General features: G+C 70.5%; 12 protein-coding genes. All 12 read right to left on the bottom strand.

Annotation, left to right across the window (positions count from 1 at the left end; all coding sequences use genetic code 11):
- Position 1: 1 nt before the first annotated feature.
- The 12 genes from F5X71_RS15555 to F5X71_RS15500 are packed head-to-tail and all read right to left on the bottom strand — an operon-like array spanning position 2 to position 25,948.
- The gene (locus F5X71_RS15555) at positions 2-793 is read right to left on the bottom strand and encodes an ABC transporter permease (protein ID WP_167462610.1); all 792 of its coding nucleotides are present in this window, start codon (positions 791-793) and stop codon (positions 2-4) included.
- On the bottom strand, positions 780-1,739 hold the full coding sequence (locus F5X71_RS15550) for an ABC transporter ATP-binding protein (protein WP_167462609.1): 960 nt from the start codon (positions 1,737-1,739) through the stop codon (positions 780-782). Before F5X71_RS15550 ends, F5X71_RS15555 begins: the two co-directional genes overlap by 14 nt.
- Positions 1,702-3,249 carry an SDR family NAD(P)-dependent oxidoreductase gene (locus tag F5X71_RS15545; protein WP_167462608.1) on the bottom strand — a complete coding sequence of 516 codons (1,548 nt, stop codon included), beginning with the start codon at positions 3,247-3,249 and terminating at the stop codon, positions 1,702-1,704. Before F5X71_RS15545 ends, F5X71_RS15550 begins: the two co-directional genes overlap by 38 nt.
- Positions 3,246-3,494, bottom strand: a complete 249-nt coding sequence (locus F5X71_RS15540; protein ID WP_167462607.1) for an acyl carrier protein — start codon at positions 3,492-3,494, stop codon at positions 3,246-3,248. Before F5X71_RS15540 ends, F5X71_RS15545 begins: the two co-directional genes overlap by 4 nt.
- Entirely contained in the window at positions 3,484-5,226 is a 1,743-nt protein-coding gene (locus F5X71_RS15535) for an HAD-IIIC family phosphatase (protein WP_167462606.1), read from the bottom strand. The genes F5X71_RS15540 and F5X71_RS15535 overlap by 11 nt, the downstream gene beginning before the upstream one ends.
- The gene (locus F5X71_RS15530) at positions 5,223-6,185 is read right to left on the bottom strand and encodes a BtrH N-terminal domain-containing protein (RefSeq protein ID WP_167462605.1); all 963 of its coding nucleotides are present in this window, start codon (positions 6,183-6,185) and stop codon (positions 5,223-5,225) included. The genes F5X71_RS15535 and F5X71_RS15530 overlap by 4 nt, the downstream gene beginning before the upstream one ends.
- Complete coding sequence (locus F5X71_RS15525; RefSeq protein WP_167462604.1) at positions 6,182-7,948, bottom strand: fatty acyl-AMP ligase; 1,767 nt, start codon at positions 7,946-7,948, stop codon at positions 6,182-6,184. The genes F5X71_RS15530 and F5X71_RS15525 overlap by 4 nt, the downstream gene beginning before the upstream one ends.
- A complete protein-coding gene (locus F5X71_RS15520) occupies positions 7,945-13,584 on the bottom strand; it encodes a non-ribosomal peptide synthetase (RefSeq protein ID WP_167462603.1) in 5,640 nt (1,879 codons plus the stop codon). Before F5X71_RS15520 ends, F5X71_RS15525 begins: the two co-directional genes overlap by 4 nt.
- Positions 13,577-16,558, bottom strand: coding sequence for a type I polyketide synthase (locus F5X71_RS15515; RefSeq protein WP_167462602.1), 2,982 nt, complete (start codon positions 16,556-16,558; stop codon positions 13,577-13,579). Before F5X71_RS15515 ends, F5X71_RS15520 begins: the two co-directional genes overlap by 8 nt.
- A complete protein-coding gene (locus F5X71_RS15510) occupies positions 16,555-21,585 on the bottom strand; it encodes a non-ribosomal peptide synthetase (protein ID WP_167462601.1) in 5,031 nt (1,676 codons plus the stop codon). Before F5X71_RS15510 ends, F5X71_RS15515 begins: the two co-directional genes overlap by 4 nt.
- Complete coding sequence (locus F5X71_RS15505) at positions 21,569-24,880, bottom strand: type I polyketide synthase (RefSeq protein ID WP_167462600.1); 3,312 nt, start codon at positions 24,878-24,880, stop codon at positions 21,569-21,571. Before F5X71_RS15505 ends, F5X71_RS15510 begins: the two co-directional genes overlap by 17 nt.
- Positions 24,881-24,895: 15 nt before the next feature.
- Positions 24,896-25,948, bottom strand: a complete 1,053-nt coding sequence (locus F5X71_RS15500) for a CPBP family intramembrane glutamic endopeptidase (RefSeq protein WP_167462599.1) — start codon at positions 25,946-25,948, stop codon at positions 24,896-24,898.
- Between the last annotated feature and the right edge of the window lie 358 nt (positions 25,949-26,306).

Below are 26,306 nucleotides of genomic sequence, written 5' to 3'. Positions count from 1 at the left end.
CTCAGCTGCGGCCGACCTTGCTGTGGCTGAGCCGGAACCGGAACAGCGCGATCAGCCCGCCGACCACACCGACCCCGAGCAGGATCAGGCACGGTTCGACGATGTCCCCGAAGCCGGCCCCGCGCAGGATGACGTCCTGGTACCCCTTCAGCGCCCAGTACTGCGGCGTGAACGGCGACAAGGCCTGCGCCCAGCCCGGCAGCGTGTCCCGCGGGGTGATCGTGCCCGCCAGCCCGCCGATGGCCAGCGAGCCGACCTGCGCCATGATCGAGAGCTGATCGATGGTGCGGCACAGCGAGACAAGGGCGATACCGAACCCCCAGGTCGCGGCCATGAGCGACGCGCTGATCGGCAGCAGCAGCCAGACCGATCCCTTGCTGCGCAGGTCCCACAGCGTGAACGCGACCACCCACAGGATGCTCAGGTGCGCCAGCGAGAACAGCACCGACGGCAGCGATTTACCGAGGATGATCTCGCCGGCGCGCACGGGTGCGGCGCGCAGCCGGTCCCAGGTGCCCCACTCGTGTTCGCGGAAGAACGAGGCGCCGAGCAGGGTCGTGATGAAGAACGCGAACATCACGATGGTGCCCGGCCCCGCCTGCTCGATGCCGCTGGCGTTGGGGAACCCGCCGAAGAAGCGCAGCTGCGCCTTGTTCGCCGGGGTCAGGAACGCCATCATGCCGATGGGAAGCACCGTGAGCACGATGAGCTGTGCCGGGTCCGACCGGATCCGGCGCAGATCGGCCCAGGACAGCGCGCGCACCCGATCGACGGCGGAGTCATGCAACAGCATCTCGGATCCCTTCGGCGGGCGGCTCGGCGCCGGCCGCGGCCGCGCGCATGATCGCCAGATAGGCGTTCTCCAAATCGGGGTGCTGGATCTCGGCGGCAAGCAGTTGCTCGGTGTCGGTGTCCAGCGTGGTGAACAGCTGCGCGAGCAGTTGTCCCGGCGTGCTCGTCGGAATGACCAAGCGGCGCGCGTCGAGCACCTCGGCGCCCGGCGCGGCGAGGAACCCGCCGAGACTCGCGGGAACCTCGGTCGCGAACTCGAGGCTCACCGCCGCCTGCGCGTGCCGCTCGATCAGCTCGGCGGCACTGCCCTGGGCCAGGATTCGGCCCTGATGCAGGACGACGACCCGAGCCCCGAGCACCTCGAGTTCCGGGAGATAGTGCGTCGCGTACACCACCGCGGCGCCGCGGTCGGCGAGGTTGCGCACCTCGTCGAGCAGGTCTTGGCGAGCCGAGACGTCCGCGCCGACGGTCGGCTCGTCCAGCCACAGCACATCGGGTTCGTGCAGCAGCGCCATCGCGGTGTGCAGCCGCCGCTGCTGTCCGCCCGAGAGCTGATGCGCCCGGGTGGCGAGGAAGGGCGTGATGCCGAGGCGCGCGGCGACCTCGTCGATCCGTCCGGGTAGCTCCCTGCGGCCCACGCCCATCAGCCTGCCGAAGAAGGTCAGGTTCTCCCGCGCGGTCAGCGTGGGATAGACGCCGAGTTCCTGGGGCGCGAAGCCCAGCTTGCGCCGGGCGCGGCGCGGTTCGGCGGCGAGGTCGATCTCGTCGATGCGGACCGTCCCCGCGTCGGCGGGCGTCAGGCCCGCGACGATCGAGGCGGTCGTGGTCTTGCCCGCACCATTCGGTCCGAGCAAGCCGACGATCTCACCGGGGCGCACGACCAGGTCGACGCCGGTGAGCACCTGCTTCTTACCGTACGACTTGCTCAGACCGGAGATCTCCAGCATCGCGCACCTCCTCGCTCAGCAGTGGCCACGGCGCGCCCCATCCGGCCGCGCCGAGTACCGAAACTTCCCCGGCGACAGCATCTTCGGCGGAGAAGGCGTTGACGATATCGGCGGCGACCGGGGCGATGGGGTTGCTCACCGCACGCCCACCCGGGGTGTTGGTCAGATCGGTCCACAGCCGCGGTGGACGGACCACCACCACGTGCCACGGATGGTGGCGCGCAACGTATTCCGCCAGCCCCTCGACCGCCGCCTTGGACGCCGCGTAGTGCGGCCACCAGCGCGGCGGGGCGAGCACCGCCTCCGACGAGATCAACACCACGGTGGCCCCCTTGTTGAGCCGTGGCACGCACACCGACAGCGGCGCGAAGACCAGCCGGGTGCTCGCGGCCATGAACTGCGCGGCGGTCTCGACCGCGTCCGGCGCCAGCGGCAAGGTCGGAATCGCCGGTGCCGCAAGCAGAACCACGCCGTCGAGCCGTCCTTCGGGCAATGCCGCGCCGAGCGCGTAACCGTCGCTTGCGTCGGCGAGCACCGGACACAGCCGGTCCCGATAGGCGTGCGAGGCCGCGGCGAGCACCTCGGGCGCGCGGGTACAGCTCACCAGCACCCGCGCCCCTTGACTGGCCAGGCCCAGGGAGACGGCCGCGCCGAGGCCCCGGCTGCCGCCGACGACCAGGATGGTGCGGCCGGCGAGCCGCTCCGAGGGCGGCAGCACGGCGGCCAGCTCCTTCGGATCTGGCCCGGGCACCGACTCTCTGATCAGACTCTGCACGGTGACATCGGCGCTGGCGCCGCAGCGCATGCCTGCCCGCAGGGTGACCAGACCCGAGCGCCGGTCCACCTCGGGCGCCGCGGTGTCGAACTCGACCGCACCGGAACCGGACCCGTGCAACACCACCGACGCCGCGACGAGCAGCGCGTCCCGGCCCGGGGTGCACATGCCGGTCCAGTAGCTGGCCCAGCCGAGCACGGCGGCGACGTGTTCGGGCACGCGCCCACCGATCACCCGCGACACCAGCGCGGCGATCAACGGGTAGTCCACCGAGTAGGTCCCGCGCTCCGCGCCCGGCGCCTGCGCGGAATCGCCTGCCAGATCTGCCAATCCGAGCACGCGCGGCGCCTCGCGGCGCGGCTCGTCCGCGGCCGCCGGCCCGCACCACGGCAGCACCGAACCGAGCCTGCACCGGATGCCGACCACCTCGATCCCACCGAAGCTGACCCGACCACGGGCTTCGCTTTCCGACACCGTCCAGTCCACCTCGTAGCGGCGGCCGGGAATCGTCGGCTGCCGGAAGGTCGCCCGGATGTCGCGCACCGCCATCGGATCGGTGGTCTCGGCGAGCGCGGCCAGCGCCAGGGTCACCACCAGCGCACCGTGCGCCACCGGCCTGCCGTAGGGCGAGCGGTGACCGAAATCGTTGTCCACGTGCAACGGATTGCGATCGCCGGTGGCGGCCGCGTAGGTCGCCACATCGGTGTCGGTCACGCGGAACACGCGCGCGCTCATGACACCCGCTCCCGCCGTGCGGCAACCACGGCGGCGGCGAGTTCGGCCAGCGTCGGTTCCGAGGTGAGCGTGCGCTCCGGAAGCTCCACCGCGAACGCGCGTTCCACCGCGTACACCAACCGGACCTGCGCCAGGGAATCCCAGGTGTCCATGTCGGCGCGGACGGTGTCGGGGCCGTGGGCGGCCGGCTCGCCGACCACCTCGGCGAACAGCTCGAGCAACTGCTCCATCACATCAGTAGCCATGTTGGGTCTGCGCCTCTCGCACGTGCGGACTGCGCGCAGGCGCGCCGCCCGTCAGGTCGAATCCGTATACCGCCCCCTGTTCCGACTCCGCTTCCAGCGTGAAGCCGTGCTGGGGGTACAGCTCGCGCACCAGCGCGTTGCGGGCGGTCGGGAGATACCGGCCCACCAATCGCGAACTCCCCTGCGCCAGCGCCCATTCGGCGGCCGCGGCGAGCAGATTGTGTTCGGCGTTACGGCCGATCACCCGGCAGCTCAGCAGCAGGGTGTCGATCTCGACCGCAGCGCCGTGCTGCTCGGCCAGCAGCACGCCGACGATGCCGTGGTCGGCGAATCGGTCCCGCAGGCGCAGGATCGCGGTGAACCAGCGCGGGTCCTCGGCCATCTTGCGCACCTGGCTCTGGGTATGCCTGCGGGTGGTCAGGTTGAACTGGTTGGTCTTGGCGATCAGCTGCGCGGCCCGGTCCACCGTGGTGCTGTTGATCGGTTCGATCACCGCGACCATCTCCAGGCTCGCCAGGAATTCGTCCAGGTTGTCCGTCACGATCCGCTCGGCGGCGGCCAGCGCCTGGTAGGAGCGCTGGCGCGCGAAATCCTCGCTGGACAGCGCGCCGGGGTGCAGCCAGGGCAACGCGGCCAGCGCGGCGCGGAACTTCGCGGGCGCCTCGGGCAGGCACAGCGCGCGCACCTCGGGATGCGCGGCCCGGACCTGCGCGCACTCGGCCGGGTTGTCGTCGACGAACGCGATGCTGCCGAGCCCGAGCCGAATCTTCTGCGAGATCTCCTGGAGCTGTTCGGATTTCGGCCGCCAGTCGGCGACGATATGGGTGAAGTCGGCGACCCGCAGCACCATGCCCGGCGCCTCGTCGATGGCGCGCAGCGCCAGCTCACGATCGTTCTTGCTGGCCACCGCGAGCAGCACGCCGCGCTCGGTGAGCGCGCGCAGGTAGCGCTGGAACTCGGCGAAGGCCTCACCATCGGCGCCGGTCCCGACCCGGATGCCGTCGATGCCGTCGTCGCCGAGGACGCCACCCCACAGAGTGCCGTCGAGGTCGACCACCACGCACCGCGCGGAGCGGCCGCGGTCGGCCGCGACCGTATCGGCGATCGCGGCGGCCAGCCACGGCAGGCTGTCCGCCGCGAACGGCTGGCGCACCCGATACCAACTGCGCGGGTCCTCCCAGTGCCGCAATCCCACCTGTGCGGCGAGCTGTTCCACGTCGACGAACAGCACCCGGCCCGCCGCCTGTTCGGCCAGGCGCGTATTGACCTCGCGCACCCGATGCGACAGCGACTGCGGGGTGCGCCAGGCGGCCGCGCCGTAGGCGTCGACCGCCGGCGGTGCGAACCCGAGTTGCACGACGCGGACCCCGGAGCGGGCCGCGGCGTCCCACAGCCCGACCCAGCGATCCACGGTCTCCTCGACCGCGCCGGTGACGTCGTGGTGGGTGCCCGCGAGGACGACGTAATCGCCTTCGCGCAATGGCGTCTGCGGCGCGAGCAGCACCTGCTCGACCTGTCCGAACGGGAATTCGAGCAGCTCGGCGTTCAGCCCGGCGCGGGCGCAGGCCAGCGGCAGCAGCTCGGTGAGGAAGTCGGTGGTGTAGGTCGCCAGCACCGCCAATCGGACGCCTGGACTGGGCGGGATCGCCTCGCGGGACAGTGTTTTCGCGTGCTGGGTCCACGCGAGGTAGCCGTCGGCGGGTGCCAGTCGCACCGCGATGTCGGCGGTCATCGCCACGTTCCTTCCGGTCGGCGGTGCGCGAAGGCGAGGTGCTTGCCCTCGTATTCGGCCAGGGCCAGCAGGGTTTCGGCGATGAGCGCGGTCTGCACAGTGCCGCCCGCGGCGGCGCGCATCCTGGCGTGCATCAGCAACGGCGGGAGGGTGCGCCACTGCGCGACCGCGCGGTCCCAGTGCGCGCGGCCCGCGTCGTCGAGCACCTCGTCGTCGAATTCCGCGGCCCAGAGCAGCAGTTCGCGCTGGCGCAGCGCCTGCCACAGGTCGTCGAGCTGGGTGAAATCGTCCGGGGTCGCGGCGAATTGGTAGCGGCTGGCCAGCGCGACCAGCGCGTCCGCGCCCACCAACCGATCCGGGCGCGGGGCGCGACGTTCGGCCGGACGGGTCTCCAGCCAGCGATAGGTGCGGCCCACCGCGATCTCCGGCGCGCCCGCCATCGCCTGTTCGCGCAGCAACGCGACCGTGTCGTCCGGGCCAAGGCTCACCGACCAGGACCGCAGCTCGGCGGCCGAGGTCACCGGAACCCGTTGCCCGGTTTGCGGTCCCAGCTCGGTGGTCATGGTGAGCGGGTCCTCCACCACCCAGCCGTCGAGGGTCGCCACGATGGCCAGCCAGTGCGGCGCGTGCCATTTCCGATATCCGTGCTGCCATGGCAGGTGGAAGATGTCGGCGAGCAGCACCACCGAACCATGCTCGGCCACTTCCTCTTCTATGGCGTGGTAGGCCGTGGCCCAGTCGTCCTCGCCCCGCACGCCGAACCCGAGCGCGGGCAGCGGCGCGACGGCATCGTGTTCGAACAGCAGCAGTTCCTGCGGCGCCGGCGTGACGGCCAGCACCGGACCGCCCGCGAGCAGCGGCCGCCACCAGCGGGTTTCGCCCCTGGCCAGCAGCGCACTCGCCAACGCCGCGGTGAAACAGGTCAGCTTGTCGCCGTGGGTGGACAGCGCGGTGGTCATTTCGCACCCCGCACACGCAGCGTGCCGTCGAGGTAGGCGGTGCGTGAGGCCGAACGCTGGATCTTGCCGCTGGAAGTGCGCGGAATCCCGCCGGGGCTCAGCAGCAGCACCTCGTGCACGCCGACGTCGTGCACCCGGAAGATGGCCTCGCGCACCGCGTTGCGCAGCTCCCGCGCGGTGGTGGTGTCGTCGGTGGGGATCCTGGCCTCGACCAGCACCACGATCTTCTCCTGCACGCCGACCTCGATGGAGAAGGCCGAGCAGCGCCCCGGCAGCACCAGCGGATGCGCCTGCTCCGCGGCGTCCTCGATATCGGGCGGGTAGTAATTGCGACCGTCGATGATGATCAGGTCCTTGAGCCGGGTGGTCGGATAGACCTCGCCCTCGTGCAGGAATCCGATGTCACCGGTGCGCAGGTAGTACTTGCCGTCGCGCGGCGCGAGTTCGGCGCGGAAGGTCTCCTCGGTCTCCGCGGGCCGGTTGAAATAGCCGGAGCACAGTGACGGGCCGTTGACCCAGATCTCGCCGAGCCGGTTCTCCGGCAGCGGCTGTTTGGTCTCCGGATCGACGATCCTGACCTCGGTGCCGGGCGCCGGGGCGCCACCGCTGACGATGTCCGCGCCGTCCTGCGCGGCCACCACGTGCCCGGCGGCGAGCGCTTCCCGGTCCACGGTGAGTGTCTGCACGCCGGAGAGCGTGCGCCAGTTGACCGAGACCAGCAGCGTCGCCTCGGCCAGTCCGTAGCCCGCGATCAGGCTCGACTCGGCCAGGCCGTGTGCGGCGAAGGCGGCGTGGAACTTGCGGATCGTGCTGACCCGCACCGGTTCCGCGCCCGAGAGCGCGTAGCGCCAGCGACTCAGGTCGATGCCGTCGAGTTCCTTGGGGCCGACCCGCTCGGCGCACAGCTCATAGCCGACGTTCGGCGAGGCCGCGAAGACCTGGGCGGGATGGTCGCTGATCGCCCGCAGCCACCGCTCGGGCCTGCGCAGGAACGAGGTCGGCGAGAGCTGAACCACGCCGTGGCCGTTGATGATCGGCATGATCACCCCGACCATCAGGCCCATGTCGTGGAACAGCGGCAGCCAGCTGACGAAGCCCACCTCGTCCTCCGGGCCGACCCCAACGTGATACATCATCTGGTAGGTCTGCCTGGCGTTGGCGAGCAGGCCGCGGTGCGGCACCATCACACCGGCCGGTGTGCGGGTGGAGCCGGAGGTGTACTGCAGCAGCGCGATCTGATCACGGTCGACGAGCACCGGCTCCCAGTCAGTCGCGAGCCGCTCGTTCACCTCGCCGGTGGTCACGATCAGCCGGGTGGTGTCGGTCGGTGAATTGTCCAGCCACGCGGTCACATTGGGCAGCGCGTCGTCGGTGGTGACGAGGCAGGCCGGGTCGGCGTCGACGCACACCGCGTCGATGCGGCCGTTGGAGTTGTGCGCGCTCGGCGGATACAGCGGCACCGCGATGATGCCGGCGTAGAGGCAGCCGAAAAATGCCTTCACATACTCCAGTCCCGGCGGGAGCAGCAGCACCGCCCGGTCGCCGGGATGCGCCACCTGGAGCAGCGTCGCCGCGTAAGCCCGTGCCGCACGGTCGATTTCGGCGTAGGTGAGCGACTCCGTCACCCCGTGCGCCGAGGTCGAATCCGGGTAGCTCAGAAAGCTGTAGGCGAGCCGGTCCGGCCGCTGGGCGGCCTGCCTGGTCAGCGCGCGCACGAGCGTGTCGTATTCGATATCGCCCCCGGTGAGCAGTGTCGTGGTCATACTCCGACCTCCTGTGGTGACGGCGCGGCGAGGAAGCCGACCTTGCGGAAGTAATCCAGGTAGCGGGTGAACAGGTCGTGGGCGACCGGCGGGCACTGCACGCCGACCCGGTCCAGCGCGGTGACCGCGTCGTCGACGTCGAACCGGATCAGCGGCGTGAGCCCGTCGCCCGCGCTCAGCAGGCTCAGCACGCTGTAGGACGCCGAGCCGGGGCCCGCCTCGGCCGCGTGCGCGGCGATCGCGGCGCGCCACTCGTCGAGGCCGACCAGCGCCACCGCCGTGCCGCTGTCGCGCAGCCAGCCGACGGCCTCGGTGAACGAACCGGGCACGGGATTGCGGAGGTGGTAGATGTGCGTACCGGGCCGCGCGTCGCGCGCCAGCTCGACCATCGCCGCGCCGGTGAAGTCGGCCGGGGCCAGGTCCACCGCGAAGTCCACCTCGGGCGCGCGACCGACCTCCTGGCTGGCCTTGACGAGCAGCCAGAAGAAGTCGCTGGTCTGGCAGGCGCCGGTGCGGCTGTCGCCGCCGATGCGGCCGAGCCGGAACACGCTCACCGGCAGGCCGCGCGCACCCGCCGCGCAGACCAGCCGCTCGGCGACCCACTTGCTGCGCAGGTAGCCGAGCGAGAGCCGCGAGGGGTCCTGCGCCGGAACCCGTTCGGTGACCACACCGTCCACCGCGTCGCCAGGGCCGAGCACATACAGCGAGGACACGAAATGCAGTGGCGCACCGCTGGTGCGGGCCAGCGTGATGAGCTCGTCGGTGCCGCGCACGTTGGCCGCCTCCAGCACCCGGTAGGGCAACGCGAAATTCACGTGCGCGCCGTTGTGGTAGATCGCGTCGATCGTGCGGCCCAGGAGCAGGAACTGCTTCTCGCTCAGGCCGAGGCGCGGTTCGGCGAGATCACCGAGCACCGGCACGACCCGGTCGAACCCGGTGCGCGGGAGTTCGTAGGTGTCGAACGTTTCCGCGAGCCGGGCCAGGCCCGCCTCCGGCGTGTCCGCGCGCACCAGGCAGTGCACCCGGGAATCGGTGCGCGCCAGCAGTTCCCGCAGCAGGAACGCGCCGACGAAGCCGGTCGCACCGGTGAGCAGGACCTCGCCGGTGCGCGGCGGGGTGAGCGGCCACGGCCCCGCTGGCCACGCCTCGACGATCGCGGCCACCTCGGCGGGCAGATCGATCGTCTCCTCCGTCGCGGCCTCTCCGGACAGCAGCGCCACCACACCGGTCACCGTCGGCCTGGCGAACAGCGAGCCGAGCGGAATGTCCTCGCCGAAGGTCTCTTTCAGCCGCAGGATGAGCTGCGCCGCGAGCAGCGAGTGACCGCCGAGGTCGAAGAAGTTGTCCTCGCGGCCGACCCGGGGAATGCCGAGCACCTGCGCGAATACGCCTGCGACCCGCTGCTCGAGCGGCGTGCGCGGCGGCTCGTACTCCAAGGTGTTGCGGCGCAGCACCGGCGCGGGCAGCGCGCGACGGTCCAGCTTTCCGTTGGCGGTCAACGGGAACTCGTCCAGCACGAGCACCGCGGCGGGCACCATGTGCTGCGGCAGCCTGCGCGCCAGGTGCGCGCGCACGTCGACCACCAGATCGTCGCGGGCCTTGACCCGCAGCGGATCCGAGACGATCAGATCCTCCGGCCATTCGACGGCGCGCGCCGGCGCGCCCGACAGCGCGACCTCCCAGCCCGTCGCCACGACGTCGTAGCGACCCCCGGGACGGCGCAGCGCCTCTATCCGATACGGCACCCGCTCGGCGAGCGCCAGATAGTCTTCCGGGCTGACGCCGCCGGAATCGGCCAGCACGGCACGGATCTGGGCGGCGCCCGCCCGGCCCCGGCGTAGCTCCTCGACCAGCGCCAGCGGTCCGGCGACCCTGGCGTCGAGCACGTCGGTGACGAGCACGGCCGCAGGCCGGTCCCGCGTCAGAATCTCGGCCAGCCGCTGCGGAGTCGTCGACGCGTCGAACACCTTGGGCCGCACCGGAAGTCCGCGGCTGCCCGCGTACAGCACGGCGTCGTAGCGGAATCGGGACATCTCGTTGAGGTGCACACCGCGCTTGAGCCGCATACGGCTGCCCGTCAGCACCGGGCTCGCCGCCACGAGATCCTCGAAATACCGTGGGGCGATCACCAATTCCGCGTCCCGATCGAGCGCGGCGCGAACCGCAGGTGCGAGCTCGCCCGCACCGGCCGATGGCGCGTTGGTCGCCTCGACGGTCGCGTGGAACGATTCGCTGAGCAGCAGATCGCGGACGTCGCCGACGAACAGCACGCCCTCGGGCGCGAGCAATCCGGCCGCGTGGTGCAGCACCCTGGTCAGGTAGTCGGCGCTCGGGAAGTACTGCACCACCGAGTTGATCAGCACCACATCGTAGGAGCCCGCCAGATCGTCGGGCAGTGCGTCGGCGGCACAGAGATCCAGCCGCACGTGCGCCAGCCCAGGGTCGGGCTCGACGATCTTCGTCCGGACGTTCTCGATCGCCGAGGCGGACACATCGGTGGCGTCGTAGACCTCGCACAGCGGCGCGAGCCGCGACAGCAACAGGCCGGTACCGCAGCCGATCTCGAGAACCCGCCGGGGCGCGAGCGAGCGCACGGCCGCGACCGTGGCGTCCACCCACTCGCGCATGTGCTCCTCGGGGATGGCGGCGTTGGTGTAGGAGCTGTTCCAGCCGGAGATGTCGAAATCGGCGTCGCCGTCCCGGCCCTGCCGATAGGTGCTGTTGAAGACGACCTGCCAGTTGGCGACCTGGTCCTGTTCGGCCCCCGCCGCGTCGGCGGCCTGCTCGCCCGGCGTGAAATACGCGACCAGCGAGACGTTTCCGCCGGTGTCCTTGCGGGCGAGCACCACCGACTGGTCCACGCCGGGGTGCGCGGTGATCGCCGCCTCGATCTCGCCGAGCTCGATCCGGAAGCCGCGCACCTTGATCTGCTGATCGATGCGGCCCAGGTACTCGAGATCACCGTCGGCGCGGCGCCGGGCCAGATCGCCGGTGCGATAGACCCGCCTGCCGTCGAGCACCGGGCTGGTCACGAAGCGCTCGGCCGTGAGCTCGTCGCGGTTCAGGTAGCCGCGCCCGACGCCCGGCCCGCACACCAGCATCTCCCCTGCCACGCCGTCGGGCACGGGACGACCCGCCGGATCGACGATCAGCACGCCGAGGTCCGGCAGCGGCACCCCGATCAGGCTGCCCGCCGCCGATTCCACATCGGCCCTGGTGAGTTCGCGGTAGGTGACGTGCACGGTGGTCTCGGTGATGCCGTACATATTCACCAGTCGGGCGGCCTGGCCGAAGCGGTCGAACCACGGGGTCAGGATGGCGAGATCGAGCGCCTCGCCACCGAAGATCACCCAGCGCACCGCGAGTTCGGTCGCGGGTGCGTTCTCCAGCGCGCGCAGCAGCTGCGTGAACGCGGACGGGGTCTGGTTCAGTACCGTGACCCGTTCGCGCGCGAGCAGATCCGCGAACTCGGCGGTGGAACGACTCACCGAACCCGGAACCACGACCAGGCGGCCGCCGTAGAGCAGCGCGCCCCACATCTCCCAGACCGCGAAATCGAACGAGTAGGAGTGGAACATCGTCCAGACGTCGCGCGGGCCGAAGTCGTACCAGCGGGTGGTGGTCGAGAACAGGCGAACGACGTTGGCGTGCTCGATGACCACCCCCTTCGGCACACCCGTCGATCCGGAGGTGTAGATGACGTAGCAGGGATCGTGCGGCTCGGCCTGCGGCAGCGGCAGATCCGACGTGGACCGCTCGGGTTGCTCGTCGATCAGCAGCAGCTCCGGACCCGTGCTCGCGGTCCCGGCGACCAGTGAGCTGTGGCTGATCACCAGGCGCGCACCGGAATCGGCGATCATGAACTCGATCCGATCCGCCGGATACATCGGGTCAAGCGGCACATAGGCGGCACCGGCCCGCAGCACGGCCAGGATCGCGATCACCACATCGGCCCCGCGCTCGAGGTGGATGCCGACGAACGACCCGCGGCCGACGCCGCGCGCCAGCAGCCGCTGCGCCAATTCGGCGGCGGCAGTCGCCAGTTCGGCGTAGGTCAGCGCACTGTCACCGAAGGTGAGCGCCACCGCCTCCGGCGTCTTTGCCGCCTGGACCGCGAACAACTCGTGCAGCGTGTGCCGCGCCTCGGCGGCAGGCGTGCACGGCAGCGCGGCGGCCACCGCTCGCTGCCGTTCACCGTTTTCGAGGAAATCCAGTTCCGGCAACGCGGTATCCGGGTCGGCGACCACCGCGCTCAGCAGCGCGACGAAATGAGCGGCGATGGCGGTCACGGTCGGCTCGTCGTAGAGGTCGACGTCGTACTCGAACGCGCCGACCAGCTCGGCGCCGACCTGTCGCAGGGTGACCAGCACATCGAATTTGGTGGTGCCCGAATGCACTTCGACGTACTCGGCGCTCAGCCCGGGGATGGTGAGCTCGGGCAGGCTGGTGTTCTGCAGCACGACGGCGGTGCGGAACAGCGGCGAATGACTCAGTTCCCGGTCCGGGCGCACGTGCTCGACCACGAGGTCGAACGGGGCATCCTGATGATCGAACGCGTCGAAGACCACCCGCTGCTCGCGGGCCAGCAGCTCGCGGAACGTGGGCGACCCGGACAGGTCGGTCCGCAATGCCAGCGCGTTGACGAAGAATCCGATGAGCGGCTCGATCTCGGGCCGGTTCCGCCCCGCGATCGGCGTGCCGACGGTGATGTCCTCGGCGCCGGTGTAATACCGCAGCAGCGCCTTGAATCCGGCCATCAACGCGACGAACAGCGTCGCGGGGCGCTCGTTCACCCTGACCTCGTCGGCGAGCTTGCGCAGGCCGGTCAGCACCGGCGCGGGAATCGTGAACGGCACGCGGGCGCCGCGATTCTCCGGCTCGAGCGCACGTGGCCGGTCCGGATGGAAGGTCACCAGCGGCGGCTCGTCACCGAGCACCCCGCGCCAGTAGTCGAGGTCGGCGCCGAACTTGTCGCGCTGCGCGAGATCCCGCAGCCAGACCGCGTAGTCGGGGTACTGCAGCGGCAGCTCCGGCAGCTCCGGCGCGTGCCGCCCCGCGGTGAGATCGGCGTAGGCCGACATCAGCTCGGTGGCGAACACGCCGAGCGACCAGCCGTCGGAGATGATGTGGTGCATCGCGACGGCGAAGATCGCGTCGTCGGCGGCGAGCCGCACCAGCAGCACCTCGACCAGCGGGCCGGACAGGTCGAACACGGTCCGGCTGAACCGCTCGACCTGTGCCGTCGCGTCGGCGAGCGGCTGCGTCGGATCGAGTTGAGCCGGGCCGACCACGGTCATCGGCAGCGGCGCGATCGGGCCGACCACCTGCACCGGAACCCCTTCGCGCACTTCGATGCTGGTGCGCAGCGACTCGTGCCTGGCCACCACCAGCGACAGCGCGCCCTGCAGGGCGGCGATGTCGAGGTGTCCGCGCAGCCGCAGCGCGAGCGGCATCGTGTAGGTCGCGCGCTCGGGGAACAGCTGCTCCAGGAACCAGATCCGCTGCTGTGCCGCCGAAAGCGGCGCGGCCGCGGTGGGATCGGGACGGCGTGGGATGCCCGCGCGCGGGGTGCTGCCCGCGACCCAGCGCCGCAGCAGTTCGCGGCGCGAGGCGCCGGTGTCGACGAGTTCAGGCATTGTTGCTCCGTTCTTCGGCCGTCCCCGGCTGATTCAGCAGCAGTTCGACCTCGGCGTCGGACAGCTCGTCCAACCGCCGCATCAGGTGCTCGGCAATGGTTTCGGCCATCCCCGCCACGGTCGGCCCCGCGAACAATTCGCCGAGCGCGAGTTCCAGCGGGAAGATGGCGCGCAGCTGAGTGGCGACGTGCACCGCGAGCAGCGAATCGCCGCCCAGTTCGAAGAAGTTCGCGTCGACGCCCACCGTGTCGACACCGAGAGCGGCACACCACACGGCGTGCACGCGCTGGCGCACCGCGGCCACGAACTCGTCCTCCTCGGCCCCGGCGGCCGCGGCCGGATCGGGGGTGGGCGGGACCGGCGGCGCCGGCGCGACCGTGCGGACCAGGGTCGGCGCGGTCTCCGGCGGGTCGACCCAATAGCGCTTCAGCGCAAAGGGATACGTCGGCAGGCTCACCGCCGCCGGGGTGCGGTCACCGTAGACGGCCTCGAAGTCGACCGCTACGCCGGCGAGCCAGAGTCGGCCCGCCGCTTCGATGATCGCCGCTTCCGGCGCGCCCGCGCCGAGTCCGACGCCGAGCGTGCCGACCGTGGCCGACCCGCGATCGGCGGTGCGCAGGAACGAGACCAGCGACTTGCCGGGCCCCACCTCGAGCGCGACGGTGTGCGGGTTGCGGGCGAGCAGGCCCAGCGCGGCGGTACGGAAGCGGACCGTGCTCGACATCTGCCGCGCCCAGTACGCCGGATCGACCGCTTGCTCGGCGGTGATCGGCGCGCCGGTGACGTTCGACCAGAACGAGATCCGGGGCGCCTGGCGCGCCACACCGCGCACCAGCTCCGCGAACCGCGCCGCGGCCTCGTCCATCAGCGGGGTGTGGAACGCGTGCCCGACGGGCAGCGGCGAGCTCGCCGCGCCCTCCTCGGACAATTCGGCGGACAGCCGCAGCAATGCGGCAGGCGCGCCCGCGACCACGCAGCGGTTCGCGGAGTTGTCGGCGGCCAGCCATACGTCCTCGGGCAGCCGCTCGAGCACGGCGTCCGCGCCCTTGGAGATCGCGAGCATCCCGCCGGGCGGTGCGGCCGCCATGATCCGGCCGCGCTCGACCATCAGGCGCAGCGCGTCGGGCAAGGTGAAGACGCCGGCGAGGGTGGCGCACACCAGTTCGCCGAGGCTGTGCCCGAGCAGTTCGGCCTGCGCCAGGCCGAACTCGCCCCACATGCCCGCGAGTGCGTACTCCACCGCGAACAGCGCGACCTGGCTCTGCTCGGTGCCCTCGGCCTGCCGGATCGCCGCGTCCAGATCGAAACCGTCGGCACGCAACAGCTCCGCGCACTCGCGCAGGCGGCGGCCGAACGGCGCCACGGTGGCCGCGAGCTCGAGCACCGCCGCACCGAGCGCGACGCCCTGGCCGGGGAACAGCCACGCCAGTGCCGGGTTGGGCACCGCCTCGCCCGCCACCGGCTTGCGCAGTGCCGCCGCCGCCTGCGCCGAGCTGCTCGCCACCACCATGCGCCGATGCGCGAACGCCCGCCTGCGATGCGCCAAGGTGTGTGCGACCGCGGCCAATTCGACCTCGGTGTGGTCGAGGTGGTCGGCCAGCCTGGCCGCGGCGCGGTCGGCGTCCTGCGCGGTGCGCGCCGAGATCAGCAGCGCGCGTGGGCCACTCGCCTGCGCGCTCGGCGTCGCGGTCGGCGGCTGTTCCACGATGACGTGCGCGTTGGTGCCGCCGATGCCGAACGCGCTCACGCCCGCCCGCCGCACCGTATCGCGCCACTCGGTCAGCTCGGTGTTGACATAGAACGGGCTCGCCGCGAAGTCGATCTCCGGATTCGGCCTCGTGTAATGCAGGCTCGCCGGAATGCGACCGTCGCGCACCGCGAGCACCGCTTTGATGAAACCGGCGACGCCGCCTGCGGAATTCAGGTGACCCACATTGGATTTCACCGATCCCAGCGCGCAGTACCCGGTCGCGGCCGTGTGCTCGCGGTAGGCGGCGCTGAGCGCCGCGATCTCGATCGGATCGCCCAGCTTGGTTCCGGTGCCGTGCGCTTCGACGTAGCCGATGGTGTCGGCGCCGATACCGGCCGCCGACAACGCTTCTCGGATGACGGCGCGCTGGCCCGCGATGCCCGGTGCGGTGTAGCCGATCTTGTTGGCGCCGTCGTTGTTCACCGCGGAGCCGAGGATCACGGCGTGCACCCGATCGCCGTCGGCGAGCGCGTCGGTGAGCCGCTTGAGCACTACGACGCCGACACCGGAGCCGAAGACCGTGCCCCCGGCCTCGGCATCGAAGGCGCGGCAGTGCCCGTCCGGAGACAGGATCGAGCCCTCCTCGTAGATGTAGCCCGCCTGCTGCGGCACCTGGACGCTCGCTCCGCCCGCCACCGCCACGTCGCACTGGAAGTCGAGCAGGGCCTGTGCCGCTTGATGAATCGCGACCAGCGACGTCGAGCACGCGGTCTGCACGGCGAAGCTCGGGCCGGTCAGGTTCAACTTGTAGGAGACCCTGGTGGCGAGGTAATCCGAGGCGTTGCCGTGCAGGGCGTGCAGTTGCGAGCTCGGTGTCTGGAACAGGCTCGCGTGCCCGGCCAGGTTGCGCAGTAGGTAGGTGCTCAGGCCGGAGCCCGCGAAAACGCCTACCGCGCCCGGATTCTCGGTGGCGAGCCGACCGCTGTCCTCCAGCGCCTCCCACGCGCACAGCAGGAACAACCGCTGCTGCGGGTCGGTCAGCTGGACCTCACGGGGGCTCATGTCGAAGAACTCCGCGTCGAACTTGTCCGCGTCCGCCAGCACCGCGCCCACGTGCACGTAGCCGGCGGGCGGGTCGGCGGGCATGGTCTCCGGCGCGAGCGGACCCACCGATTCCCGCCCCGCGCACAGGTTCTGCCAGTACTCGGAGACCGTGTCGGCGCCGGGGAACCGGCAGGCCATGCCGGTCACGGCGATCCGGAAGTCGTTGTCGTCGTGCGTCATCGCGGATCCAGGCTCTCGTCGTCGGACTGGGGTGGCGGGGGCGAGCCCGCACTGTGGCGGTGTGCCCGCCTGCGCGCCGCGGCCGCGCGCCGGTCGTGCCCGCGGTCGGCCTCCTCGGGCGCGCTCGCCCGCCCAGCCAGGGCCTTCGCCAGACCGTCGACGGTCGGCGCGGCGAACAGGTCGGTCATCGCCAGTTCGATGCCGAGCCGGCGCTCCAGCAGCCCGCGCACCCTGGCCACCGCGAGCGAGTGCCCGCCGAGGTCGAAGAAGTTCTGGCCGAGGCCGACTTCGCGATCGAGCACCTGCGCCCACACCTCGGCGACCACGCGTTCGAGCTCCGTGCTCGGCGGGAGGTAGATCGGCGGCGCGGCCGGGGCGAGCTTCGGCAGCTTGGCCCGGTCCAGCTTGCCGGTGAGACCGCGCGGCAACCGGTCGAGCACCATGTAGGCCGACGGAATCATGTAGTCGGGCAGTCTGGTTCGCAGGAACGCCGACAACTCCAGATGGTCGGGTTCGAGCGGGCCCTCCTGGGTGAGGTAGGCGACCAACCGGGGCACCTCGGCGTCGGTGTCGAGCACAACGGCCGCCTCACCGACCGTCGGGTGCGCGCGCAGGAAGGTCTCGGCCTCCCCCGGCTCCACCCGATGCCCGCGGATCTTCACCTGCCGGTCCTTGCGACCGACGAAGACGAGCCTGCCGTCGGGCAGCCGCCGGGCCAGATCACCCGTGCGGTAGTACGGAACACCGTCGCGGCCGGTGCCGAACGCCCGCTCGGTCAGTTCCGGACGATGCCAATAGCCCAGCGCCACATGGGGACTGCGCAGTGCGATCTCGCCGTACACCTCGGTGGGACGGCCCGCGGCGTCGACCAGATCCACCGCGACCCCTTCGACCGGGCGGCCGATCGGCACGCCTGCGCGATCGGCGTCCTCGGGAGAAACGATGTGCTGCAACGCCACCGAGCATTCCGACGGTCCGTACAGGCTCACCAGCCTGCATTCGCCGGTGAAGTGCTTGCCGAAGTCGATGACGTCGCCGCGGACCACCTCTTCCCCGCCCAGCGCGACCAGCCGCAGCGCCTGCGGTGCCCACCGGCCATCGGCGTCGCTCAGCAGGTAACGGAAAAGCGTAGGGGTGCAATGCAGTACGGTGATTCCGGCCCGCTCGATCTCGGCGCGCAACGCGGCAGGCGCGTAGAGGTGCGGATCGATCACCGACAGCTGCGCACCCGCCACCGCCGCACCGAACGAGTTCAGCACGCCCGCGTCGAAGGTGTAGCGCGCGGGCGCGGCGACGACGTCGTCGGGACCGATGCGCAGGCGCCGGGCGTAGGTCACCGCGTGCGCCAGCGCGTTACCGCAGCTCTGCGCCACGCCTTTCGGGCGTCCGGTCGACCCGGACGTGTGCAGGATATAGGCGAAATCATCGGCGCTGACATGGGATTTCGCCCACGCCGACAGGTCGTTGGTCGGCACCGCGCCCAGCGCCGGATCCGGCTGATCGGCCCGCGCGGCGACGGTGAGCACGTGCGCGCTGCCTGCGACGTCGCGCGCGAGGTCGGTCAGCGACGGATCACACACCAGCGCGGACACTTCGGCTTCCTCGAGGATCTCGACCAGACGCGCCCGCGGCGCCCGTGGATCGAGCGGCACGTAGGCGACGCCGGCGCGCAGCGCGGCCCACACCGCGACGAAGCTCTCCGGCGTATGGTCGTACAGCAGCGCTACCCGGCTGCCGTCCAGACCCGCGCCGATGAGTTGCTTGGCGATGGCGGCGGTGAGCAGATCGAGTTCGGCGTAGCTGGTGCCGCGCTCACCGCCGCGCACCGCCGGTGCGTCGCCGCGCACCTCGATCACCGCGTCCAGCCGGTCGATCAACCGCTCGCCCGGCTCGGCCTCGGGCACGAGCGCGGTTCCCGGCAGATCCCATACGACCTCCGGCGCAACCGGTTCGGCGGGTTGCAGCGCGATCTCCCCGACCAGTTGATCCGGGTTCGACACGATCGCGGCCAAGGCCGCGGCGTAGTGCCGCAATGCCCGGTCGGCGGTGGGCTCGTCATAGAGGTCGCGACTGTATTCCAGGCTCAGCTTGGCGGTGCCGTCCGTTTCGTCGACGGTCAGATCGAAGTCCATCTTGGCCGTCGCCCGTGGCGCGTCGACCAGCTCGACCTCGAGTCCGGCCATGTCCAGCGTCGGCGGCGGGGTGTTCAGGTAGTTGAACATGACCTGGGCCAGCGGGGTCCGGCTCATGTCCCGGTGCGGCACCATGGCCTCGATGACCTTCTCGAACGGCAGCTCCTGGTTCGCGTGCGCCGAGAGCACGGTGCGGCCGACGCGCGCGACCAGGCCGGTGAAGGTCTCGTCCGGGTCGACCTGGGTGCGCAGCGCCAGGGTGTTCAGGAAGCAGCCGACCAATGGCTCGACGGCCGAACGGGTCCGACCCGCGATCGGCGAGGCGACGATCAGATCCTGTTGGCGGGTATACCGATTCAGCAGGGTGTAGAAGGCCGCGAGCAGTACGGCGAAGGTGGTGACGCCGTGCCGGGCGGCCAGCGCCCGCACCTGGGCCATCACCTCCGGATCGATCGCGTGGCGCGCGACGGCGCCACGCGAACTGCGCCGGGCCGGGCGGGGACGATCGCCGGGGATCTCGGTGACCGTCGGGTCCGCGAGTTCGCCGCGCCAGAATTCCAGCTGCCCGTCCAGGCTCGTCGCGCTCCCCCGCTGCCAGGCCGCGTAGTCCGCGTACTGCACGGTCAGTGGCGGCAGCGGCACGCTCTGCCCACTCGTGGCGGCCCGATAGTGCGCCGAAACCTCTTGGCTCAGTACCGCGATCGACCAGGCGTCGCACACGATGTGGTGCAGCGCCATGGCCAGCAGATACTCGTCGGCGCCCGATTTGATCAGGTGGTACCGCCAGACCGGGCCGGTGGCCAGGTCGAACGGCGCCCGGTACACCTGTGCCGCGGACTCGGCTTCGGCCGCGGCGCGCGCCTCCGGTGCGAGCCCGCTCAGGTCCGTGAACTCCAGCGGCCGTGCGGCATACGGGCGAACCAGCTGGCGCAGCTGTCCGTCCTCGGTGGTGCGGTACACGCTGCGCAGCACCTCGTGACGCCGCTCCACCTGTGCCAGTGCGTGTTCCAGCGCGGCGACGTCGAGCGCACCGCGCAATCGCAGCCCGCCGGGCATGATGTAGGTCGCGTTGCCGGGATCGAGGGTCTCCAGGAACCACAATCGTTCCTGCGCGTAGGACACCGCGAGCAGGTCATCGGCGTCCCGGGGCAGCGCCCGCAGCGGCGGCAGCGATTCGCCTTGTGCGGCAGCCGCTTCGATCAGCCGGGCGGCGGTCGCGACGGTCGGGCTCTCGAACAGCTCGCGCAGCGAGACACGCACGTCGAACTCGTCGAGGATCTGCGAGATCACCCGGGTCGCGGCCAGCGAAGTGCCGCCGAGCAGGAAGAAGTCGTCGTGGCGACCGATCTCGGGCCGGCCGAGCGCCGCGGACCACAGTGCGGCCAGCCGCAGTTCGCGCTCGCCGACCGGCGCCTCGTACAGGGCGATCTCGGGTTCGGGCGCATCGTCGGCGTCACCCGTGTCGGCCCTCTCGTAGGTCCGCACCGGAAGGGCGGCGAGCAGCTGGTCCACCTTGGTCGTCGGTTCGGCCGCGGCGGCGGCCACGATCGTGCGGAAGTCCAGTGCCAGATCGTCGGCCGCGGCCGCGCTCAGCACCGCCGAGTTGTAGGTGAGCTGCACGGCCAGCTCCCCGCCGGTCTCCGCGACATGCATGACCAGGTCGTAGAGCGTCGCACCGGTATCGATGGTGTGCCAGTCGACGGTCAGGCCCCATTCGCTCAGATCGGGGCGCTCGAGCACCTGCTGGACGAACAGCGTCTGGAATACGGGGCTGTAGGCCGGATCCCACGGTCCGCCGATCGCCTCGACGATCCGCTCGAACGGCACCGTCTCGTCGTCGTAGGCCGCCATGGCCGTGTCCCTGGTCCGATGCAGCAGCTCCAGGAACGTCTGGCCGTCCGCGACATCGGCGCGCACCGGCACCGTGTTGACGAAATGGCCGATGGTCTTCGCTAATTCGGCATACGGCCGCGCCGCCATCGGGATGCCGACGCAGAAGTCGAACCGACCACCGCGGTGCGCCAGGATCAGCTCGTAGCAGGCGAGCAGGAACACGAACGGCGGCACGCCGTTGGCCGCGGCGGCCGCACGCATCGCGGCGACTACCTCGCGGGGAAACGAATCCTCGACGCGCGCACCGTTGTTCCCGACTCGGCGGGGACGCCTGCCGATCGAGAGATCCAGCGGCGGCGCACCGCGCAGCAGTGCGGCACGGCGCTCGACCGCCGCCGCCTGCGTGGCCGGTGCGCCGTGTTCGGCGCTCCACACCGCGTAGTCGGCGTATTGCCGCGGCGGCGCGGACAGAATGGTCTCCGCGCCTCGACGCAGCGCCCCGTAGGCCACCCAGAGCTGCTCGAACAGCAGCGCGATCGAGAGACCGTCCAGCACCAGGTGGTGGGCGACGACCGCGAGAATCCATTCCTGCTCGGCCAGTCGGACCAGTGCCCACCGCACCGGCGGGCGCCGCGCGGGCTCGAACGGCGTGCTCGCCAGCGACTCCAGGACCTGAGCGACCGCCGCCGCACGCGATTTCGCGGGCACCAGACGCAGATCGGGGGTCTGCCAGTCGACGCCGTCGGTCTCGACGACCTCGGCATACAGCCCGTCGGGTGTCTCGGTGAAGATCGTGCGCAGCGCGTGGTGCTGGCTCGTGACCGCCTCCGCCGCCGCCCGCAGGGCCGTCGCGTCCAGCGGACCGGTGACCCGGATGCCGAGCGGCACATGGTAGATCGCGGGATGATCGGCCAGCTGCTCGTGCAGCCAGATGCCGCGCTGGGCCGGGGTGACCGGGAACGGTCCCGCCCCCTCGCGCAACGGAACGGTGGTGGTGGCCAGGCCCGCCGCGCGGCGTTCCCGCAGCCGCGCGAGGGCCAGGCTGCTAGCTGGTGAGTTCATGAGCGGTCTCCAAAAGGGCATCGGCTTGCTCGACCATGAGTTCCTCCAGGGCCGCGGCCACCTGGGCGACGGTCGGCTCCAGCAACATCCGCCGCAGGGCGAATTCGATCTCGAACAGCTCGCGCAGCCTGCGCACGAACTGGGTCGCGGCCAGTGAGTGCCCGCCGATGCGGAAGAAGTTCTCGAATACCCCGACCTGCTCGAGACCGAGCAGCTCCGCCCACATCTCGGCGACTACCTGTTCGTATTCGGTACGGGGAGCGACGTAGTCCACGTCGGCGGCGAACAGCTCCGTCGCCCGCGTCACCGGTGCGGCCTCGACGCTGGGCGCGCCGTCGACCACCCGGTAGGACTTGCGATCGTATGGGTAGAGCGGCAACCGGGCCCGCGGTCGCTGCACCGGATCGACCCCCGCCCAGTCGATCTCGTGCCCGCGCACGTGCAGCTCGCCCACCGCGGCGAGCAGCACCGAGAGGTCGTCGATGTCGCGAACCAGCGACGGCACCGCTATGCCCGGCCGATCATGCTGGCGGAGCAGGCTTTTCAGCATTCCGTTGAGCGCGGGATGCGGGCCGATCTCGATGAAGGAGGTGACGTTCGCCTCGATCATCGCGCCGATCGCGTCGGCGAAGCGCACCGGTTGGATCACCTGATCGGACCAGTACAGGCCGTTGAGCCGGGTGCCGTCGATCCGCTCGCCGGTGACCGTCGAATAGAACGCGACACTGCCCGCCCTCGGCTCGATGCACGGCATGTCGGCGACGAACTCCGGCAGGCAGTCCAGCATCAGCGGCGAGTGGAAGGCGTAGCGGCCCGGCAGCCGCCGGGTCATCACCTGCTCGGCGTCGAGCCGGGCCAAGAAGCCGTCGACGGCCGCGGTCTGGCCCGAGATCAGTGTCCACTTGGGCCCGTTCGTGCCTGCCAGGTGCACCCGCGGCGGCAGTTCCAGCTCCGCGGCGGGCAGGTTCACCACGGCCATGCAGCCGTTGTCGCGCAGGCGCGCGGTCGCTTTGGCACGGGCCGCGATGATCTGCGCCGCGGTGCGCAGCTCCAGCGCCCCACTGACGTGCGCGGCGGCGATCTCGCCGACACTGTGCCCGACCACGGCGGCCGGGGTGATCCCCCACGAGCGCCACAGCGCGGCGAGGGCGACCTGGAGGGCGAACAGCACCGGCTGCGCGGTGCCGGTGTCGGCCAGCGCTTCGGCGTCACCGCCGCGGTCGAGCACCGCGAAGGTCGACCAGCCCAGTTCGATCCGCAGCTCCCGATCGACCGCGAGCAGGGCGTCACGGAACACCGGCTGCTGACGAATCAGCTTGCGGCCCATACCGACCCACTGATTGCCCTGACCGGTGAAGACGAATCCCACTTGACCGGGACCACTGCGCGGCACCCGGCCCACCGCCGCGCCGAGCGGCACCGACCCGGCGGCGATCGCGGTGAGCTGATCGGCGAGGTCCGCGTGGTCGCGCGCGGGCACCGCGACGCGGAACGGGTGCTGGGCCCGGCGCGCGGTGGAGGTCTGCGCGAGCGTGGCGACCGGCGGGGCCGCACCGTCGCGCAGCAGCTCCAGCCAGCCGTCCACCAACGCCAGCGTCGACTGCTCGCTGCGCCCGGAAATGCTGACCAGATAGGGCTTTTCGGGTTGCACCGGCGGCTGGGTGCGCGTCGCTGCCACGGGCGGGCCGGTGAGCACGGCGTGGGCGTTGGTGCCGCCGAATCCGAAGGAGCTCACCCCGGCCAGTGCACGCCCTCCGTGCGCGGGCCACTCCCGGCTCGTGGTGGGCACCTCGAACGGCAGATCCGCGAAAGCGATGTGCTTGCTCGGCGATTCGAAGTTCAGGTTGGCGGGCACCTGACCGTGGTGCAGCGCCAGTGCGGTCTTGACCAGTCCGGTGATACCCGCGGCCGCTTCCAGGTGGCCAACCACCGTCTTAGCCGAACCGACCAGGAATTCACGCTCGCCGGTGCGGTGCGCGGCGAACACCGTGCCGAGTGCGCGCGCCTCGATGGCGTCACCGAGGATCGTCCCGGTGCCGTGCGCCTCGACGTACTGCACCTCGTTCGGGTCGACCCCGGCCCGCCGATAGGCCTTGCGCAGCACGTCGACCTGGGACTGGTAGCTCGGCGCGGTGAGGCCGTTGGTACGGCCGTCCTGGTTCACCGCCGAACCGAGCAGCACCGCGTACACCCGATCACCGTCGCGCTGTGCCTGCGCCAGCGGCTTGAGCACCACCGCGGCGCTGCCCTCGCCGCGCACGTACCCGTCGGCACGATCGTCGAAGGTCTTGCAGCGTCCGTCCGCGGCCAGCATGCCCGCGTCGGCCAGCGACTCGGTGATGTGCGGGTCGAGGGTCAGGTTGACGCCGCCGACCACCGCGGCATCGCAGTCGCCGTCGTGCAGGCTGCGCAGCGCCAGATGCAACGCGACCAGCGAGGACGAGCACGCGGTGTCCACGCTGACGCTGGGCCCGCGCAGGTCGTACAGGTAGGCCAGCCGGTTGGCGGCGATGCTGGCGGCATTGCCGGTGACGGCGGCGATCGGCAGGCCCGCGTGCGGATCGGCGCCGATCCCCCTGGCGTATTCGCCGGCGGTGATACCGACGAACGTCCCGGTCGCAGTGCCTGCCAGCCGCTCGATCGGCACGCCCGCGTCCTCGAAGGCGTCCGCGACGGTCTCGGCGAGCAGTCGCTGCTGCGGGTCCATCACGGCGGCCTCGGCATCGGAGATGCCGAAATAGTTCGCGTCGAACGCGTAGGGGTCGTCGAGGAACGAGCCGAACCACGGGCGACGCCGCTCGTCCGTCGGGTCGGCGGCCGCATCGGCCCGCGGCCAGTCGTATCGGCCGCGCGGCGCCTTGCCCACCAATTCTTTTCCGTGCCAGAGGGTTTCCCACAGCTTCTCGGGGCCGCGGACCCCGGCGTAGGCGCAGCCGATGCCGATGATCGCCACCGGCTCCTGTCCGGTGTGCGGCCGGACGGGCTCGCTCGCCACGGGCTCGCGCTCGGCGCTGTCCTGGGTCAGCGAACCGGGGCTGTCCTGTGCCGCCGCCAGACCCTCGGCCAGCGCGTGCACGGTCGGGTATTCCCAGGGCAGATCCGGCGGCAGCGGCTTGCCCATCCAGGTGGAAATCTTTCCGACGAATACCAGCGCCACCGCGGAAGTGAGTCCGAAACTGGAGAACGGTTCACTCAGTGCGACGTCATCGGTGGCGATATCGAGTAATTCACTGAGCGTTTCGGTGAGGAACATACTGATCTCGTCGGCCGTCCGACGAGCCATTTCTGCAGACATCTAACACTATCCCTACTACGTAGAAACAGAAGTACGAGACTCCACGGAGTTGTCAGGATTGTCCGCGACGGCGGGGACATTCTGTTCGGTGCGGGTTTTCCCCGGAATCTCGGACAATCCCCGGGCGGCCAGGTTCTGGCGGGCCTGGGCCAGCGGGAATGCGAGAACGCGCAGGTCATGGAATAGCTTCACGGCGATGGTCGGCCAGATCGCACCGGTGAGTTTGTACATCAGCGTGAGGGCGACGCCGCCGAAGATCACCTGCGCGGCGACCGCGGGACGGAAACCGTGGCGCAGGCCGTCGATGACACCGCCGGCGAGGATGATCAGTGCCCAGAACGGCAGGTCCGGCCACAGCAGCGCGACCGCGTAGAGGGTGAAACCGCGATAGACGACCTCCTCGGCGGGCGTGCTGAACGAGTTGGCCAGCCACCAGAACCGCTCGATCGAGTTCGCCGGCGTGATGAAGACGACGTACTCGATCTTGGCGGCGATCCAGTCCTTGCCCGCACGCCCGCCGACCAGCGGAATGAGCACGGGCCCAAGGAGATACGAGACATAGATGGCGATGATGGCGAGGCCGATGATCTGCTCGGGCAGCGAGAGACCACGGAAGACCGAGGTGTCGAAGTGGGTCAGGCCGAGCTCGCGCACCGAGGTGCCGCTGATCGCGAAGGCGATCAGGATGACGACGAGGGTGGCCCAGGTCCGGAACACGCCGCCCTGATACAGGCGAACGCGCGCGTCCGAGCGCTGCCCGAATTCCCGCGTGAATACGCGAACCGAGAATATCTCGAAGAATGGCTCTGCGAATACGAGATAGACGAGCATTACTATGCAGAAGATTTCCATCGGGGAGCCCCGTTCACTTCCGGTCGGGTCGGTATCTTGTATCTGAATGGAATGGGGTCGTCCGCGTCCTTGCGTTACAACTATTCCCTGGGGAGACTCAGCGCACATCAGTGAAATTCGCTCTACTGCCCGAGCTGACGCATCACCTACTCGCTGGTCCTGAACACATCGGCCAGACAGTACGCCCGTACTGAGATAACTGTCTACAGCTTCCATCTGGAAGATCCTGTGAGGTGGACCACCGCCGATATACGGAGTAAATACCTCCACATGTAACCAGCGCGGAAAGTCTGATTTGCGGTGATTTTTCGCCCGATTGGGGCGGATTGGACGAGCCGGGTTAACCGCGCACCGCGCGCCATTCAACTACCTGAAACTTTGCTCACCAACACACGCGACATAGCGTCTCGGCAATATGATTGCCCATTGTTTGCCGAGTCTGGAGTAAGTAACAAAACCATTTGTGCGCGTCCCCAACACCGCGCCGATTTGCCGGTGTCGCCGCATGCGCAGGTGTTCATGCGACGGCCATCCCCCGGCCGTACGCCACGGGCGCGCCCGTCGCCGGCCGTCC

The organism is Nocardia brasiliensis, from assembly GCF_011801125.1.
GTDB lineage: Bacteria > Actinomycetota > Actinomycetes > Mycobacteriales > Mycobacteriaceae > Nocardia > Nocardia brasiliensis_C.
This window is presented reverse-complemented; position numbering and strand designations above follow the sequence as displayed.